We start from the raw sequence: 16,939 nt of genomic DNA on the forward strand, positions 1-16,939 counted from the left end.
AATTATTCTACGAACCAATTATGGATAAAAAATGAATTAACGTAAAGTTAACATTGAGGGGGTTTTAGCTGTTATGAAAAAATGAGTAAGCACGAAGTGTTACTCATTTTATTGAATTAACTCTTAACTAGATAGTTTAAGGTTTTGAGCCAGTTTATTCTGTTTCACTAGGAGGCGGAAGAATAATGATAGGCTGGTAATTCGTCGTTGTTGTTGTCAGTTCACTTTTGACAATCTTTAGTAATTCTTCAAGACCCTGCATTGGGTGATATAGGCAGTCTTTTACTTCTTGTTTAAGCTTATGGTTTTCCTCGAATGTTGCGAAAAAGCTTTCAGGATCATCTGAAAATGCCTTGCAGCTTTCTGGGTTATTCATAATTTCATTTAAAAAATGCAGAGTGGGTGATAGTAATGCTTCTTTTGACATTATAATTTCCTTGTTTAATTAAAGTCTTTTTCGAAACTCACGAAAAAAGACCAGTTTGTCTTATTGGTAAAGTTTTTATCTAACGAATGAACGGTTTTGGTATTGAAGATGATTGCTTGTCCTAGCTTTATTTCAACGGTTTTAATTCTGTCTTTGAGTTGTTCTGTAATGTTTGGTGGCAATTGCTTAAATTGACCAAACACCTCTTGTGGCAAAGCGCCAAGCTTATGCGTGCCTGGTATGATTCTGAAGTTAGCTTCATCTACGGGAGAGATTGGACACCAACACATAATTAAATCATTAACATCATGATCTAAAGGATAATCTTGATGAAGATTGTTAATCCCTCTCACTTTATCTTCAGGGATCAGAGAAATGTATCCTTTAAAATCTGCTCTTTTGGCTTTATGACCTAAAAGCCTGTCTGGAATGTCAGCTGCAATCATGTTGCTCGCGATGGTATCGATGAGTTTATCTGCTCTGCAGTCAAGGTGGCTTCTCGATAAATAACGATTGTTAGTATTTGCAATTGGGTGATTTGGTTTATTACAAATGAACTCAAAGATATCACCCAAATCATTTTTTATATCTTTTTCAATTAGGTTCATTTTATCAATGGTTAATAAGTACGCAGCTGATGCGAGCTTTTGATATATGCTTTCGTCAAATAAGTTATCGACAATTACATAGCCATTCTCATTGAATTCATGTTGTAACTCGTCACTAACAGATTCCATTTTTTAATTCCTTTAATTTATTCAACATTATTTTCTCGTTTTGAGTTTCACACCAGGAAATTAACTCACTAAGTTGAGTAGATGCATGGTCTATATGTTTAGACTCAATTAAAGTATCTATGTACATGGTTTTGTAGAAAGACAGGGAATGCACTTGCCCGGTTTGTTCAATTTGTTCACAGATATTTTTTAGCATATCGGTATCTTGCTTTAGCCAAGCATTAAGTGCATCGGTTGGTAGAAAAACCAAATAAAGATGTGAATCACTCTTAAACTCTTGTCGTGCACGCTCAATCGTGGTTTTTGCAAAAGTAGTTTCATTGCAAATGTATGAGACGATCGCAGCATAATTTAATGCCATCAGGTAGCTTGGTAGATGATTAAACTTTTGCGAAATTTTGATAGCCAGATCTATGCTTTCTATTGCCTCCTTAGACTGGCCAACAACAGCTTGAAAAATTGAATTAAAATAATATGGTAAGCAGTTTGGAAGTAAACCGTAAGTTTTTAAGCCATTTCTAATTTCTTCATGGTTAAGTTGATCTAAAAGAGCAAAACATTCAGATAATGATTTTTCAGCTTTGTCTAACTGCGCATCAAATATATAGTTATTTGCAAGCATTGATTGAGTTAGTAGGCGGTGTACATAACTCGCTTTGTGTGTGTTGTCTATCAAAGCTACTTCGGCCAGCGCTATCGCTTTAGTTCTTTCATTATTGTTATTGTGGTAACTGATTTGAGACCAAATAAGCTGGTGGCGCAATCTCTGATATTCTTCGGTTGATATGCCTAAACAACCATTGCTTAGCTCAAGCAATCTCTCATTTTGTTTTGCTTTTTCAAAAATTCGAACATCACCGTAGCCAAACCCAAGCATAAGCGAACTAATATTGTAGCTATTTAATTTAAGTTGCCACTTTATTGATTCATGCTCATCACTAATCTTTTGGGCGATTTGAAAGTACTCATTTGTTATGTTGAACGCTTCTTTATACAAAGAGCCTTCATACGTATGATCAGCAGCTTTAAATGCGTATGTGCTGCTTAATAAGAATTTTTTCGCATGTTTGTAGTGATGGGCAACCAGTAAAGCTTGTAAGTATGGCTTTGAAACGAGAATGTCAGCTATCTTGTTATGATTCTTTTCTTTGTTTGACGTGTTTGTACTTTCATAAGCTGCATCTCTCACTAATGCATGCTTAAAAATATAACTGTCATTATTCACATGGCGTTGATGAATAATTAAATCTTTAGCAATTAATTCATTTAGGTCATTCTGAATTTGATTTTCACTCAGTGAAGAGGCGGCGACAAGTAGCTCATATTCGAATTCACGGCCAATTGTGGCGGCCAGTTGTGCGGTTTCCTTAGCATGAATTAAGCTGTCTAGTTTCTGCTGAAGTGACTCACGTAGACTTGTAGGGACTTGGTCTAGTTTGTCTGGGCTGGTGAAGTTAATCTCCCCGTTAATGACACTGACTAAGCTTTTTTGCTTAAGCATATCGATGAGCTCTTCGATAAACAGCGGTATACCGTCTGTACGATTAACTAATACGTCAAGTACGCTTTGTGACACTGCTTGATTGTCAAATAACTTTACAATAAAGTCTTCGGTTGCTCGCTCAGTTAACTTCTTTAAGCCGACTTCTATTAAAGTGAGATCTTTTAATTCTGTTGGTACTTTTTGACGTGAGGTACTAATAAGCACATCGCCATTATGGAGTTGTTTTGCAAAATGCTGCATAAACTCAATGGTCGTGACGTCTGCCCAATGAATATCTTCTACTATATAAAGTTTTGAGACACTGAAGCTGACACTTTGACTCATTAGTAATGCACTAAGCGCTTTAAACAATAGAGCTTTTTGCGCATCAGGCGCGAGAGTCGAAGCAGTTAATTCATCATTTAATGCAATATTTAACCAGATCAATAAGATAGGTAGAGTTTGTTGGCAATCTAAAGTGTTGTCATGTTTTGTGATAATAGAAGTAAAGGTTTCTATTGCTTCTGCGGTGGTTAAATTATTGGTGTTATATAAATATCGAACCAAAGTCAGAATTGGGTAAAGCGCATTATTTTGATGTTCAGGCAAACACTGTGCAACAAGGTGTTGGTATCTGGCTGCATTACTTCTGATTTCTTGTAGTAAACGAGATTTCCCAATACCAGCTTCACCATGGATATGGGTAAATCGATTTTCTGTTTTTTCGTGATTAAAAATTAACAGTGACTGTTCGAGTTCATTGCTTCTACCCACAAGCTCATGACTATTTCTTGTGCCCCGCATAAAGCCAAAGGCTTCTACTCTACGTTCACCTGTTAAACTAAAAATACGCTCTTTACGAACGTGATGGTTTAGTAATTTTTCACCAAAATATTCAAACTCTGAATAGGGGTCAAGAATAGTTCTCGATTCCTCACTACACAAAATTTGTCGCTCGCCAGCTTCTCTTGCCAGAGTCATTGCCGTATTCGCAATATGACCTTCAGGCATAGCGGTCGCATACGTTGTGAACACCCCCGAATGAATACCAGCATGCACATTAATTTGTACACCATGCGCTTCTTGGGTAAGGGCGTTACGTCTAGATATGTCACTGATGGCATCTAATATTGTTCGCGCGCAAAGACGTGTATCGTTATCTGAGGCAATTGGATAGCCAAAATAAAACAGCACAGAATCTGCCAAGTTACCAACATGGGTCGCACCATAACGAGTTGCAATGTCAATACAGTGATTACGTTGGGATCTAAATAGAGTATCGACAATATCTAAATCAAGCTCTTTGTCTGTTAGCACCTTGGTGCTAAGTCGCATAGCCAAAACTGTGATTTGTTTACGCTCGATATGAGCTGTAAAGTTTTGCATTGACGAGCTGACAGGACCGTCACTACGCATGATCATAGTGTCATCATCCGCATTCTGCTGTGCTCGGTAATCTGCTAACACCCCAACCAGATTAGTCATATTTACTTGTGACACTTCTTGATAAAGCGTCTCGCCAGTAATTACACGGTCGGTGGCATTTTTAATTAATACGCGTCTTAATAAATCTGCTATAGGGTGTCCCAGTAAAGTGCTCGGTATAGAAACTTGCATATCGCTTAATTGTTTATGATAAACAGCGGCGATACTCGAACCAGTAATTGCTGGTAGACCAGTTAAACATTCTAAGAAAACTAAACCCCAAACATAAAGATCGGTTTTTTCTGTTGCTGGTTCGCCACGCAATTGCTCTGGGGCGCTATAAGATGGCGTGCCCAATGTTTCCTGGGTGAGCGTTAGGGTATTAAAATCAGCTTGACGACTATCTTGTGTTAGCGTGCCGATACCAAAATCGAGAATTTTAGCGTGAGTCTTAGCCCCTGTTTTGCTAAGCATAATATTAGCAGGCTTAATATCTCGGTGAACTATGCCATTTTGATGTGCGTGAACTAAAGCATCCAAAACCTGCAACATAACTTCTTTAGCATCGACAGCATTTAAAGCTCCTTCTTGGCTCAGGTGCTCTCTAAGTGATTGTCCTTCGACATACTCAAACACACCGAACAATAAATTATCGTTAATTTGTCCTTTATCGAGCAATCGAACAATATTTGGGTGCTGAAGTTGGCTACTTAATGCTGTTTCTCTTTTAAAGCGCTCTATGTAACGTTGTTTTTGTTGTTCGTCACAATGTGATTCAATTGCTAAAAACTTAATCGCAACAGGTTGCCCAGTATTAGTTTGTATAGCTTTGAAAACCTTACCAAATCCACCCTCACCAATCTTATGCAACAGCTGATATTGAGTAGAGGTAAATTGCTCATGAATGAGTTGATCTGAAAATTGCGATAGAGGCATGGAATACTTAGTTTATTTCTAGCGTGTAAATTATTTTTGCAAAAAACTGAACAGTACTTTTGGAACAAGCGCTGATGTATTTTTTCAGGATATCAAGCAAACATGACAATGCCAAGTTATCGACTTATTTTTTAAGTACTTTAGAGAAAAGTTATTTATTCTTAGAAAAGGAATAAAATAGTGTAAATATGTGTGCGGCATGTAATGCAAGCACTTTAGTAGTGAGGTGCTAAATGCACCTCACTTTATTTTTATATAATATTACTTAAAGTTAGCAATACTGTATTTGGTATCGTTTACCGTTTTCCAGCCATATGCTTGACCTACAACACCATACGGTACGCCATTTACAGACCAATTTGGGTTTGCAAAATAATCATACTGAGTTGCTGATCCAAACACATGTGGGTAAGCCATGATACTTGCGAAGTTGTTTTGTACACCGTGGCCCATACCATCAACGTACACACCACCAGATGTATCACCTTGCTTGCGTGAGTGAGCAAGCCCCTGATTATGGCCTAGTTCATGTACAAATGTCGTTGCACCACAATCGATAGCTGTAATGCTGAACATGCGATCGCTCATTGAACTATATAAGTTGCCGTTAGAACCTTGGCCAACCCAAGCTAAACCACATGAAATTAAGCCATTACCAGCGCTTTCACCTGTACCTAGCACTGCGACCATATCAGCACGCCAAGTGTTGCGAAGATCTGCAACATAAGTGCTGTTTGTTACAGAATTTAGCCAGCCAGATTCAGGTGTAATAGCGTAGTTTCCTAGGTTTTGGCTACCAGCTAAGCGGAGTTGAATATCAACGCCGTTTTGTTGATATACCTGATTTGAAAAGGCAATCAGTTGGTTGATTTTAGTATTGATGTTTGCAGTTTTAGCTGCTGATTGATCTGTATATAAAATACCGATATCAATGGTAACCGCCGAAGCGAAACCAGAGAACGCAATTGCAGATGCAGCGACCAGAGTTTTAAGTGATGTTTTCATCTGTATTCCTTACTTGTCAGTTTTGTTTAATTGAGGAGCAAAAATGTCAGTTTTTTCATGCTCCGTGTGTTGTGCATCTGAGTGATGTTCAGACTCAGAATGCTCGAACTCAACGTGCTTTCTATACAAGTCCCGTTTTGCAGCGATCCATCCATATTGGTCTTTAGATTCAAATACATAATTTCCACTTGGCGCGGTCAGTTGGCCGTATACCGCATCTTTGCCTACGGTTAAAACCGTGGTGTGAAAGCGACCATCTGCACCAGTCACATTACCAAAAATACTTCTATCGCCATTACCCGCAACATCAATAAATGTGACTTCAGCGATAAAGGTTTCTGTCGACTGGGGGATCATAAGCTCAAAATTGTCGCCCGCTTCCAATGCTCGAAGAGAGGGAAGGTCGAATTCAACGTAAGCCTCGTTATTTAGATCTGATGGCAACACACCCGCTTCAGAAAGCACAGATTTAGCTTTTTCTGATAGTTTATTGATTGCATAAAATTCAGATCCGACATCAGTTTTTTTTAAGGGTTTAGCTGCGTCAATGTGCGTTTCTTTTTCAACAAGTACAGAAGGGGGGCTTACGTTTACTTCACCAGGTTTGCTGGTTTGTACGATGACAATATTTTGCTTATCTTCACTTTGCTTAGTAAAGATGAATGTAGCGATTATGATCACAACGCTGAATGAGATAAATAAGATACGCTTCATGTTGCCGCCTCCAGTTCAAAAGAGGGACAATTTATACCTATCTTTGCACCTTTATCAATCACAATTGTAAATTAATTGTTTTAATTAGGTGTGGTTTAAACGTTAATTATAGATCAAATTTATAATAAACATGGGTTTATGGTGTTTACATTTTTTAACCTTTTGTTATCACCCTGTTTTTAAACTTTTAAAAATTTCGCATTCAAAGTGGCCATTTTGATGAGGTACATTGAAAGATTGAGATTCTAACCAATCTTGTGCATCAATTAGGCAATTAAAAGACTTTTTGACAAACAAGCCTTTAGTCTGTGTCATTTTGGCAAGCTGAAACTGAGTGATATTGTAGTATTCGAGCGGGATAACTTGAGCAGTAAATCTTAGGCCTTTAGACACCAATTTATCGACTAATTTTTGTATGATTTCTTCAATTTCTGGTACAGAAAAAGTGAACTCATCAAAATAGACTAAGTGTGTAAAAGGCTTTCCTTCAAATGTCTTAATGATGTCTAGAAAGTCTTTGCTGAACAGGAACGCTTCGTTATAGCTCCATGAGCCTCTAACAATAGCGTAAACACAAATGTCATCAGCACTGAGTTGATACAGTGTTCTTTCGATAGTATGCACTTTAGTTCCTCAAAATAAACATACAGACCTAGTTTAAAGATAAGCTGCTGTGCTGAAAAAAACCAAGATATTTAGTGCTCAAAACCATGAGCTATCTTGCTTTATGATTGCTATTTTACCTTGTGTACCTGCGGCAACAAATATGTCTTCACTTTGGGCTAAAGTATAAAACCCGTCAAAGCCAGTGCTTGTTAAGGCTTGCCATTGATAACCATTGTCTTTTGACATGTAGCTATTTAATTTACCAACAGCAATGCAAATGTTGTCAGAGCATTGCATAGCTGTAATGAGACCACCAAAGTTAACCGCTTGATTGACTGGATGGCCATTCTTATTTATTAACACAATATTTTCATATGGACCTTGTCTTTTTTTATAGTTGCCTCCAAGTGCAAACAGATCATTTTTACTATTGAACGCGACACTATAAGCACCAGATGTACTCTCTTTGTTATGCAGGGGAAGTTGGGTTTTATGACTCGATTTGGTTTTATAATTGTACTGATATATCGCAGCTTGGTTTCCACCTGTCACAAAATAGATTGCGTTTTGGCGATCAGTAATGAGTGTATTGCCACTAGCGGCAAATGCGATTTCATCTTTTTCAATCTCTGGAAAATGTGTCATGTCAATGGGCTGCCAAGTCTCGCCTCCATCGGTTGTACGTTTTAGCATAAAGTGTTCTTTAACTGGGTCGCCCATCAGAAAACCTAGCTTGCTGTCAACAAAGGCGATGCTATTAAAAAAGCCTTTTTTGTCAGGGTTTTGATAGAGTAATCTCCAGTTTTTCCCTTGATTGTTGGTGATGAATAACGCTGAATCTTCACCGTATCCTGCCGCCATCACAATGGCGGTTTGGTCATTAATGATTTCTACGTCTCTGAAATCAAAGTTTTGATTAGACTTGAATCCACTATTAATCCAGGTCTTACCTTTATCTAAACTTTTGTAGATAGTATTCTCATTACCTGCAACCCAAATAAGCTCTCCGCTAATTGCACTTGCTCTTAGCTCGCTTTGAACTGGCAGCGTATGCACTTTTATATCAAGTGCCTGAGTAAAAAAGGCGAAAAAAAGAGTAAAGATAATTAGAAATCGTAAAAACATACTTAAAACCAAAATTAAATACTGTATACAATTTATATCTTGAATAGAATCAATTAATCAAGCCTAAAAGTGAAGTGATTACTCGCAAATCAGTTTCTATTTGTTTTAGTTGTGCTAAGTTTGCACTGTTCATAAAGAAATATTACTGAAAGAACGTTCAAAAAAGATGAAAATCTATAAGGGATAATTTTTTGGAAAATATACAAGATAACGCCACTAGAGAGCCCACTTCTTTAATGTCTAATATATGTGACAACTTAGGGGCTTATATTTTCGCAAAAGACATGCAAGGGAAGTACATATATGCAAATGACAAAGTTGAATTATTATTTGGATGTTTAAAAGATGTCATTATAGGCAAAGAAGATAACGAGTTTTTTGACCTGTCAATGTCTCAGCAAATAGTTGAAAATGATAGAAAAGTTTTTTCTGGTAAGCAGCAAGTTGTCTCTGAAGAATCTAACTTTGTTCGTCATACTTCAGAGCAAAGAGTTTACCGAATTATTAAAACCCCACTATTCGATGAACAAAAAAATATCATTGGCTTGGTAGGTATCGCACATGATATCACCGAAGAAAAGCGCCTCAGAAAGCAAGTTGAAGAACAAAAACAGCTATTGAGCGTGATTCTAGATAATGTAGAAGCTTATGTTTATATGAAAGACGAGGAGCGACGTTTTTTATATGTTAACTCGAAAGTCGCGGACTTATTCGGTCTAGATTCAGAGCAGATAATTGGTGAAAAAGAGCAAGATATTTTGCCAAAAGACACCGCAGAGCATTTTCATGCGAGCGATTCTAAAGCCATAGCAGAACAACAAGTTCAACGAGTTGAGGAAGTTATGGTTGATAATGGAGAAACTCAACATTATTTAAGTGTGAAAGTACCAGTGACCATGGCAGGAAAGCGTTCACTCATTGGCTTTTCAACTGATGTAACTGAGATTTACAAATTAAAAGAAGAGTTTAAACGTCTAGCTAACACGGATGATTTAACCGGTATTTACAACCGTCGCTATTTTTTAAAAGAGGCAGAGAAAGCATTTAGCATTTTTAAACGGCAAAATACTAGCTTTAGTTTGCTCACTTTTGACGTCGACTTTTTTAAAAATATTAATGATCAGTTTGGTCACCCTATAGGCGATGAAGTACTTCAAAGTCTTACTTCGATTGTACAAGACCTGTTGCGAAAAGAAGATACGTTCGCTCGTATTGGCGGGGAAGAATTCGCAATATTGTTACCCTATACAGATATCAATGCTGGCGGCTATGTTGCTGAGCGTTTGAGAAGTAAAGTTGAGTCATCTTCACTATGCGGCGCTCAAAAAATCCAGCTTACGGTCAGTATTGGGCTTACAGAGTTCAGTTGCGAAGATGCGCATTTCGATGATGTGTTTTCTCGAGTCGATAGGGCACTTTATCAAGCGAAAGATAATGGTAGAAACTGTGTTATTCCTCTTAACTAATTCTTCCAAATTATAAGGTTAAAGTGAATGGCAAGAATTATTGAAGTTGTTGAGTATAACCCACTTTGGCCTGCAATGTTTATAGAGGTTAAACAACAACTAACATCTCTACTTGAAGATGAAGTGATTTCGATTGAACACATAGGAAGTACATCAGTACCTGGCTTATGTGCTAAACCCATAATCGACATACTTGTTGAAGTGAAAAGTTTAGACCTTTTAGATAATCTCACTGCGCAATTTACGGCGCTTGGGTTTGTCGGTAAGGGAGAGAATGGCATTGTTGGACGACGTTACTTTCAAAAGGGTGGCCAGCAAAGAACCCACCATGTGCATATTTTTGAAGAAGGCCATGAACATGCGCTTGAACATCGTATTTTTAGAGATTATTTAAAAGCACATAAGCAAGTTGCTTTGCAGTATGCTGAGATTAAAACGAATGCAGCTCAGGCTTGCAATAACGATATTCAAGTTTATATGGCCTTAAAAGATGAGTTTATTAAAGCTCAATTACAGCATGCAAAAAATTGGTACAAAGACACAATGTAATAACCCTGGCTTTAATCAGTTTTTATGAGTGTGTATTCATCTTTAGTAGGAACTTTTTCGATGGTGCAGATGCTGCAATCCTTACTTTTAGCGGTGGGGTATTGCGATGTTTATAATTAATTAGCAGTTGTAGAAACTCAAAAATCGTCTATAACTTATTAAATGATAAATAAAATATAGAATTATCGTGCCGAACTTTTTAGTTATTCTACTTCTTTTGTTATTAATGCCTTTGTTACTGAATGCAAAAGAAGAGGGAAAAAGAATACACACTGCTGAAAAAGTTTACGTGTATGTTTACCATTTAAAACCGCCATATATTGAACAATTAGAATTAGAAACAGGGCTTTATTTTGAACTAGTTGAGCTTTTTAACCGTTTTCAAAGCAAATATCAGTTTGTCGCTCAATTTGTACCTCGTAAAAGACTCAATAGAGAAATCGCCAACAATACCTTAGATGGCATGATCTTAGGTGTTCACCCTGTGTGGTTTAAAGACAAGCAAAAAACCAAGTTTTTCTGGACCAGGCCTTTATTACATGATCAAGATGAATTTATTTCTCATATTAAAAAGCCTTTTGATTATTCGGGTAAAAAGTCGCTTTATGAAAAAAATATTGGAGGGGTGAGAGGGTATCATTATTTTAGAGTTGCACCTGTTTTAAAAGCGGGGAAGGCCAAACTGACGCCAACGAGCTCAGAGTTACAGTTGCTAGAAATGTTGATTAAGCAACGCCTTGATCTCGCCGTAATCAGTCGAGCGACATTAAATTATTACTTTAGTTTGCACCCGCATTGGCGAGATTTAGTTTATTTCTCAAAAGCACCTCATGAGCAATATTACAGAGCTTTATTAAGTCCAACTTCTTTAGAGAGTCAATTTAACATAATTGACGGTTTGTTTGAGCAAGAGGAATTTTTAGCTGCGCTTGAAGGGTTGAAAGTAAAATATGATTTTAGCAGTAAAGTTTTTCACAAGTAACAGAGTCTTTGTCTAGAGTATGTTTTTTAAACTTCGCGTTATTCCAAAAACACACATGAAATAGCCCTAGGCAATTTGAGCACCGACCGCTGTTTTTTCACAGTGCTCACTGATTTTTCATGCTGTTTGTGATTTGATTTTACAGCACATACTCGCTGCCATCTTTTGCAGTATAGGCTTTAGATTGACCTTTACGAACAATTGAATACTCGATACCAGTTAAAAAGCTAATCCAAAGACGTTTTAGTTGAGTCGCGTCATTATTACTATCTACGCTACTTAGTTGTGTTTCCATTTGAATATCATCAATGTGCGCCATATCAATTTGACCGGCATTACCTCGACGGTTGAAAGTCAGTTCAACATGCAAACCATCTTTTTTCTTAAGCAAAATAGCTGTTGGGTCATCACGATGTCCGCATAGGGCAACGAATTGTTTTGGCTGCTCTAAACCACAGTGACTACCATCTGCGAAAAACGCCATTAGATGATTATAGTAAACCAAGTAATGTGTCACTTGAGTGTGTGAACCCTGATCAAGCGGGCAGTGCTCATCAAGATATTGTTTTGCAAGTGTCATTTTCTGACATGTTTGATCTGTCATTTCACTGCGTGTTAGTGCTGTCATAATCGTAACCTCATTCGTTAAATCGTTTTTGTTGGTTGTTGAATTCAGTGTATGTGAATATTTTTTATAATTTCACAAAAAGAATTTCACAGTGTAAATTTTACAAAATCTGCTATTTTTACTGTGTGAATAAAATATAAGCAGGGGACGGCAGTGAAAAAAACATCAACATTAATGCGGAAATCTCATTTTTTAGGGACTAAAATACGTAATTTAAGAAAGCGTAACCATCTGACATTAGAAGATTTATCTAGTCGATGTGTGAGAGTTGATGCCTATTCTGCTCCTTCAGTTTCTTACCTTTCTATGATAGAACGCGGCAAGCGCACGCCGAGCCAAGAAATGCTCGAGAACCTGGCCCAAGTATTTCAAAAGCCCGTAGAGTGGTTTTTAGACAGTGAGCCTGAAAAAGATACCATTACGCCAGATAAAGGCAGAAGCGGTGGGATCACTGGTATGGCACTTGAACCCAACTTTCTGTTCAGTAATGATATTTTACAAATCGCGATCCCCGAAATGCTGTCTCAAACGGGAATAAGTGGCCGTCAATTCGCACATTTATTAATTCGTGCCCACCAAGAACATCATCAAAATCACTTTCCTGACTTAGAGCGCGCAGCAGAAGAAGTAGGTAATAAAAATCTCTATTTAACTTCCAGCGATTTAATGCGTATTGCTCAAGAAAAAGGCCTAGAAATTAAATGGTTTAATGAAAAAGAGAAGCACAACGAAGTAAAAAAAGTTAATAAGTCACGCTTAGTCAGTTCCTTTTTAAGAGCACCCAATCTTGTGTTCTTAAATGAAAAATTAAAGACGAAAGAAAGCCGATTGAAATATGATTTAGCCGTACATATTGGGCATGCAGTGTTACACAATCAAGAGGGGGTTAAGTGTATATTATCGATTGGTGGGACTGAGCAAAAAGAAACAGAATTACACACCACACCCAATGCGCAAGATATTCTTCAAGCGTGGCAGGACTTTGAAGCCAGCTTTTTTGCTGGCGCATTACTGTGTCCTAAAGCGCCATTTAGGCAATTACTCGACAGCTATGGTTATGATATTTCAGTGCATAAACAACTTGATATTTCGGTGTCTGTGGCGATGCGTCGTATGACTGTGGTGTCACCCTACCCACATTGGCATTACTTTGATGCGTATAAGCCTGGTAAGTTGAAAGCGGTATATCGGGGCAATGGTATTCCTCTGCCTTGGGGTAATATGCGTCAGGTTGAAGACCCCTGTCAGCACTGGGCGGTATTTAGAAAGTTTGGTGAAATGTCACGAGAAAGCAGTGCGCAGCTTTCAATTTTGAGTGTTGATGGTAAGACGCGTTTGTATTGCTGTGAGTCAGTATTAGTCGAAGACTTAGCTGGTGCGAAACATGTTTTGTGTATGGGCATTGATTTGAATCCTGCCATTGATGCGCAAGGCACTGATGCGCAAGCTGTCGTTGAGAACCTACAAGCACTTTGTATTAAGCATGGCGGCTCAACGGTTGTGCCGCATAATATCCGTCAGCAACTGCTTAGTGTGGCGCGTATTCTTAATATTAACTGGATAGAGCGGGGGCTAGCGTCTGAACTTAGAGTCATTTGTATTCGAGGTAACAGCTGCCCAAGAAAGCCAGGGTGTTATGGCAAATGTAAAAATGGCAAAATGGCACAAAGTATTGAATATATACCCAAACCACCTCAAGATACGAGGTTAAGCGAGAATTGATTGGCTGTCAGAAAGGCATCGATTTGAAGGTCTAGTGGTTCTAAATCGAAAATTGATAACGCAGTATGAAAGCCAATCAAACTCGCCCAAGGGAGCGTGCTTTCAGTCCTATTTCATTGTCAAAGAACTTGGAAAGGACGCGTCATTACGCTGCGTCCTTTTCCTTGAACTAGAACAGAAGGCAGCGCTCTGAATCATGCATCTTGAGGAAGTTTGGGTATATTAGGTGAACTCGATTGAAAACAGTGTTTATTACCGGTGCAAACCGTGGCATAGGGTTAGCATTGACCAAGGTCTTTTTAGCTGATGATTGGCAAGTAATCGCAACGTGTCGTAATAGTGTTGCTGCTACTTTGCTTAATCAATTAAAGAATGAATTCAAAAAGCTCCAGGTCTATGAACTAGATATTACTGATTATCAGCAAATGGCAACTTTGAGCGCAAAATTAGCCGATTCAAAAATCGATGTGCTTTTGAATAATGCCGGGCTCTATGGACCAAAAGGTTATGGCTTTGGCAATTGCGATGTAGATGCTTGGCTAGAGGTATTTGAAGCCAATGTGATAGCGCCAACTAAACTGGCAGAAGCATTTGTAACTCAAGTCTTAAATAGTGAACTCAAAATAATCGCAGCTTTATCATCGCGAGTTGGTAGCCATACTGAAAATACCAAAGGCGGCGGATACATTTACCGCAGCTCAAAAGCGGCTTTAAATTCAGTAGTGAAAAGCCTATCAAACGATTTGTTACCACAAGGGGTTAAAACGGTTGCGCTACACCCTGGTTGGGTTCAAACAGAAATGGGCGGACCAAATGCATTGATAAGCGCTGAAGAGTCGGCGCTGGGGTTAAAGCAAGTTATTGAGTCTTTAACTGACGACCAAAGTGGTGGCTTTTACAGTTATAAAGGTGATCAAATACCTTGGTAGGAAAAGCCTGTAGTTGCGCGGTTATAAGCCGCGCAATGTTGCGTAGCTAAACTTTAAAAAAGTAAAGCCATTTCTGCCGCTTGGCACTGACAACTGTTTTCACAAACTGTACACACATAACCTTGCGTATCACATAACTCGGTCCAGCGATTATCATGAAGCTTTATCAGCTCACCGCCTGCTTTTGTGAAATATTTCACCGCGCCATTACCTGGGCTTTGTTTCCACAAATGCGCAACACCTGCCAAAGCACCTTGCTGTCTTAAAGCAACAATAGAGGCGTGAAGTAATTTGGGGCCTATACCTTGGCCTTGGGCTTTTTCAGAAACGGCAATACATTTGAAATATGCCATCTGTGAAGGGAGTACAGGCCAGAGTTTTGGACTACACCATTTATCAATGTCCCATTGATCTGCGGCATAACTTAGCCTAAACCCGACTAGCTCGTTTTGTTCATTTATTGCAACAAAACTGGCATTAATATCATGCTTGATACCTTGTTGATGCATTTTAGTTAGGCTCTGTTCGTCCATATAGTTGTCACCATGAACGATGTTAGCCAGTGAGATCACATCTTGAAAATGCGCGTGTGTGAGAGGAAGATACTGCACGTATATCACCGATTTATTATTCTTCTGATTTTAAAGATAATGAAATAAATGTGACTCTACAAGTAAATAGTTGGGTACAACCCTTTAATTTGGAATAAAAAAGGGAGTACCAAAGGCACTCCCAATTGCAGCGTAAAAACTTTTGCTATCTAATTTAAAATAGTTTGAATTGTACTTTTGCCATCATCATCTTGAAATCTAAGTACAAAATCATGCTTACCATCATTATTGATATCGACTAGCTTAATGTCATTGCCATCTTCAGGTAGTTTATGTTTGATCTTACCCCGTTTTTTATTTAACACAGTCTCGGCATTGCCATAGTAAACACTGAGCGTTTTACTGCCGGTTTTGAATACGGCATCTTGCTTGCCATCGCCGTTGATATCCCCTGCATAGTAAGTTAATGCCATTTCATCACTGTTCATGCCAATTTCCATTTCAACTTCTTTTTCAGAGTCTGGTTCTTCAGAAAAGGTGCCGTCAGGCTTTTGCGCATAAAAACTGATCTCTACATCAACATCAGTGCTACCGCCGCCTAGTGCCATAGAAGCGATTGTGCCTAGACCAAAGTCGACATGAAACTTTTGTAATTCACTTTTACCATCGCCGTTAAAATCATTATCGAACTCAAAGCGACTGGTGCCAGAAGCCTTAGGCAAAGTTAACGGGGTTGCTGAAAATTGGCCATCTTTTTGTCCGTAGAATACCTGAAAGGTGAGTTCAACATCGAGTGAGTCCATGCCTTCAACAATTGGTGCATAACGTGTGACTAGGTCGAGTTTACCGTCATTGTTGATATCGAGTAATTTCGCAATGCGGCGATTCGCTTCAACGTCATCAAGTTTGCCCGTCTCAACAGGCAGCTTTAAAGGCTTAAGCGCGTTTTCATAGCCTGTTTTATTGGCATAAAGTACATCGATTTTCTCTCTGTCATGAAACACTAAATCATTAAACCCGTCTTGGTTTATGTCGAATACTTTAGGCACCATGGTTAGGTCAATGTCTAGACGCAATTTACCACTGCTAAAATTACCCGAAAAATTAGGCTCAGTGCTGAATGTGTGCTTAGTAAAGCTGCTGTCAGGGTTTTGAATGTAAATCTCTGAGTGAGTTAAGTCAGGCAGAACAATGTCGCTCAGACCATCATTATTAATGTCGCTAATAAAATTGATTTTCTCGAACTCGTCGAATTCTAGTTTAGAAAGCAGTGCATTTGTTGAAAGCACCTTTCTAGTGCCGTGTTTATCGACAGAAAAAATGCCTTCTTTATTCATTACAAAAGCGGTGATTTTAGATGATCCCGCAAGCTTGCCGTAATCAAAACCAAAAGTATCTTTTGGCAGTTCGAGCTTGGTAAATTCCATGCTTTCAAGATTAAGCTCAGCTAAATTGGCGTCTTCATCATGATAGGCAAACATAATCGGACTTTTAGTTTCAATCAGGCTGCGATTGGTTTTTATTGGAATGTCTTTTGCTGCCATCGCTGAATAAGATGCGCTTAGCGCTGCCATCAATAAAAGCGTGTGTTTCATTTTAAATTCCTTTCCTCGAACTTGGTGTGGTCCTATCTTAGATTTAATTGCAGAGCAAA

General features: G+C 38.4%; 15 protein-coding genes. 5 read left to right on the top strand and 10 right to left on the bottom strand.

Features of this window, described 5'->3' with window-relative positions:
• Window positions 1-154: 154 nt before the first annotated feature.
• The 7 genes from AC1HJP_RS18720 to AC1HJP_RS18750 form a co-directional block, all read right to left on the bottom strand.
• Window positions 155-427, bottom strand: coding sequence for a hypothetical protein (locus AC1HJP_RS18720; protein ID WP_480363085.1), 273 nt, complete (start codon window positions 425-427; stop codon window positions 155-157).
• A 14-nt stretch (window positions 428-441) separates the two neighbouring features.
• Complete coding sequence (locus tag AC1HJP_RS18725) at window positions 442-1,164, bottom strand: phytanoyl-CoA dioxygenase family protein (protein WP_480363086.1); 723 nt, start codon at window positions 1,162-1,164, stop codon at window positions 442-444.
• Window positions 1,151-5,008 carry a TOMM system kinase/cyclase fusion protein gene (locus tag AC1HJP_RS18730; RefSeq protein WP_480363087.1) on the bottom strand — a complete coding sequence of 1,286 codons (3,858 nt, stop codon included), beginning with the start codon at window positions 5,006-5,008 and terminating at the stop codon, window positions 1,151-1,153. Before AC1HJP_RS18730 ends, AC1HJP_RS18725 begins: the two co-directional genes overlap by 14 nt.
• A gap of 261 nt (window positions 5,009-5,269) precedes the next feature.
• On the bottom strand, window positions 5,270-6,013 hold the full coding sequence (locus AC1HJP_RS18735) for a zinc-dependent metalloprotease family protein (protein WP_480363088.1): 744 nt from the start codon (window positions 6,011-6,013) through the stop codon (window positions 5,270-5,272).
• A 9-nt stretch (window positions 6,014-6,022) separates the two neighbouring features.
• Window positions 6,023-6,727, bottom strand: coding sequence for a hypothetical protein (locus AC1HJP_RS18740; protein ID WP_480363089.1), 705 nt, complete (start codon window positions 6,725-6,727; stop codon window positions 6,023-6,025).
• Between the two features lie 168 nt (window positions 6,728-6,895).
• A complete protein-coding gene (locus tag AC1HJP_RS18745) occupies window positions 6,896-7,351 on the bottom strand; it encodes a hypothetical protein (RefSeq protein WP_480363090.1) in 456 nt (151 codons plus the stop codon).
• Window positions 7,352-7,429: 78 nt separating this feature from the next.
• Window positions 7,430-8,458, bottom strand: coding sequence for a WD40/YVTN/BNR-like repeat-containing protein (locus tag AC1HJP_RS18750; RefSeq protein ID WP_480363091.1), 1,029 nt, complete (start codon window positions 8,456-8,458; stop codon window positions 7,430-7,432).
• Window positions 8,459-8,649: 191 nt separating this feature from the next.
• On the opposite strand from AC1HJP_RS18750, the gene AC1HJP_RS18755 reads away from it, so the two are divergent.
• From AC1HJP_RS18755 to AC1HJP_RS18765, 3 genes are all read left to right on the top strand, one after another.
• The gene (locus AC1HJP_RS18755) at window positions 8,650-9,924 is read left to right on the top strand and encodes a sensor domain-containing diguanylate cyclase (RefSeq protein WP_480363092.1); all 1,275 of its coding nucleotides are present in this window, start codon (window positions 8,650-8,652) and stop codon (window positions 9,922-9,924) included.
• 27 nt (window positions 9,925-9,951) lie between these two features.
• Window positions 9,952-10,473 (top strand): GrpB family protein, encoded by a 522-nt coding sequence (locus AC1HJP_RS18760; protein ID WP_480363093.1) that lies wholly within the window; start codon window positions 9,952-9,954, stop codon window positions 10,471-10,473.
• A 187-nt stretch (window positions 10,474-10,660) separates the two neighbouring features.
• A complete protein-coding gene (locus AC1HJP_RS18765; RefSeq protein WP_480363094.1) occupies window positions 10,661-11,455 on the top strand; it encodes a hypothetical protein in 795 nt (264 codons plus the stop codon).
• Window positions 11,456-11,594: 139 nt separating this feature from the next.
• On the opposite strand, the gene AC1HJP_RS18770 is transcribed toward AC1HJP_RS18765, so the two are convergent.
• Entirely contained in the window at window positions 11,595-12,131 is a 537-nt protein-coding gene (locus AC1HJP_RS18770; protein ID WP_480363127.1) for an aldolase/citrate lyase/malate synthase family protein, read from the bottom strand.
• A gap of 105 nt (window positions 12,132-12,236) precedes the next feature.
• On the opposite strand from AC1HJP_RS18770, the gene AC1HJP_RS18775 reads away from it, so the two are divergent.
• Together AC1HJP_RS18775 and AC1HJP_RS18780 are read left to right on the top strand one after the other, a co-directional pair.
• Window positions 12,237-13,805 (top strand): DUF3612 domain-containing protein, encoded by a 1,569-nt coding sequence (locus AC1HJP_RS18775; protein ID WP_480363095.1) that lies wholly within the window; start codon window positions 12,237-12,239, stop codon window positions 13,803-13,805.
• 236 nt (window positions 13,806-14,041) lie between these two features.
• Window positions 14,042-14,734, top strand: a complete 693-nt coding sequence (locus tag AC1HJP_RS18780; protein WP_480363096.1) for an SDR family oxidoreductase — start codon at window positions 14,042-14,044, stop codon at window positions 14,732-14,734.
• A 53-nt stretch (window positions 14,735-14,787) separates the two neighbouring features.
• Here AC1HJP_RS18780 and AC1HJP_RS18785 read toward each other — a convergent pair whose 3' ends face one another.
• Both AC1HJP_RS18785 and AC1HJP_RS18790 read right to left on the bottom strand, forming a co-directional pair.
• Complete coding sequence (locus AC1HJP_RS18785) at window positions 14,788-15,345, bottom strand: GNAT family N-acetyltransferase (RefSeq protein ID WP_480363097.1); 558 nt, start codon at window positions 15,343-15,345, stop codon at window positions 14,788-14,790.
• A gap of 149 nt (window positions 15,346-15,494) precedes the next feature.
• Complete coding sequence (locus AC1HJP_RS18790) at window positions 15,495-16,880, bottom strand: FG-GAP repeat domain-containing protein (RefSeq protein ID WP_480363098.1); 1,386 nt, start codon at window positions 16,878-16,880, stop codon at window positions 15,495-15,497.
• Window positions 16,881-16,939: the final 59 nt, after the last annotated feature.

This window comes from Pseudoalteromonas sp. NFXS53, from assembly GCF_056629255.1.

What these genes read in the sequence shown, in the direction of transcription:
- AC1HJP_RS18720 (WP_480363085.1), bottom strand. Translation starts at nt 427, where the DNA reads ATGTCAAAAGAAGCATTACTATCACCCACTCTGCATTTTTTAAATGAA.
- AC1HJP_RS18725 (WP_480363086.1), bottom strand. Translation starts at nt 1,164, where the DNA reads ATGGAATCTGTTAGTGACGAGTTACAACATGAATTCAATGAGAATGGC.
- AC1HJP_RS18730 (WP_480363087.1), bottom strand. Translation starts at nt 5,008, where the DNA reads ATGCCTCTATCGCAATTTTCAGATCAACTCATTCATGAGCAATTTACC.
- AC1HJP_RS18735 (WP_480363088.1), bottom strand. Translation starts at nt 6,013, where the DNA reads ATGAAAACATCACTTAAAACTCTGGTCGCTGCATCTGCAATTGCGTTC.
- AC1HJP_RS18740 (WP_480363089.1), bottom strand. Translation starts at nt 6,727, where the DNA reads ATGAAGCGTATCTTATTTATCTCATTCAGCGTTGTGATCATAATCGCT.
- AC1HJP_RS18750 (WP_480363091.1), bottom strand. Translation starts at nt 8,458, where the DNA reads ATGTTTTTACGATTTCTAATTATCTTTACTCTTTTTTTCGCCTTTTTT.
- AC1HJP_RS18760 (WP_480363093.1), top strand. Translation starts at nt 9,952, where the DNA reads ATGGCAAGAATTATTGAAGTTGTTGAGTATAACCCACTTTGGCCTGCA.
- AC1HJP_RS18790 (WP_480363098.1), bottom strand. Translation starts at nt 16,880, where the DNA reads ATGAAACACACGCTTTTATTGATGGCAGCGCTAAGCGCATCTTATTCA.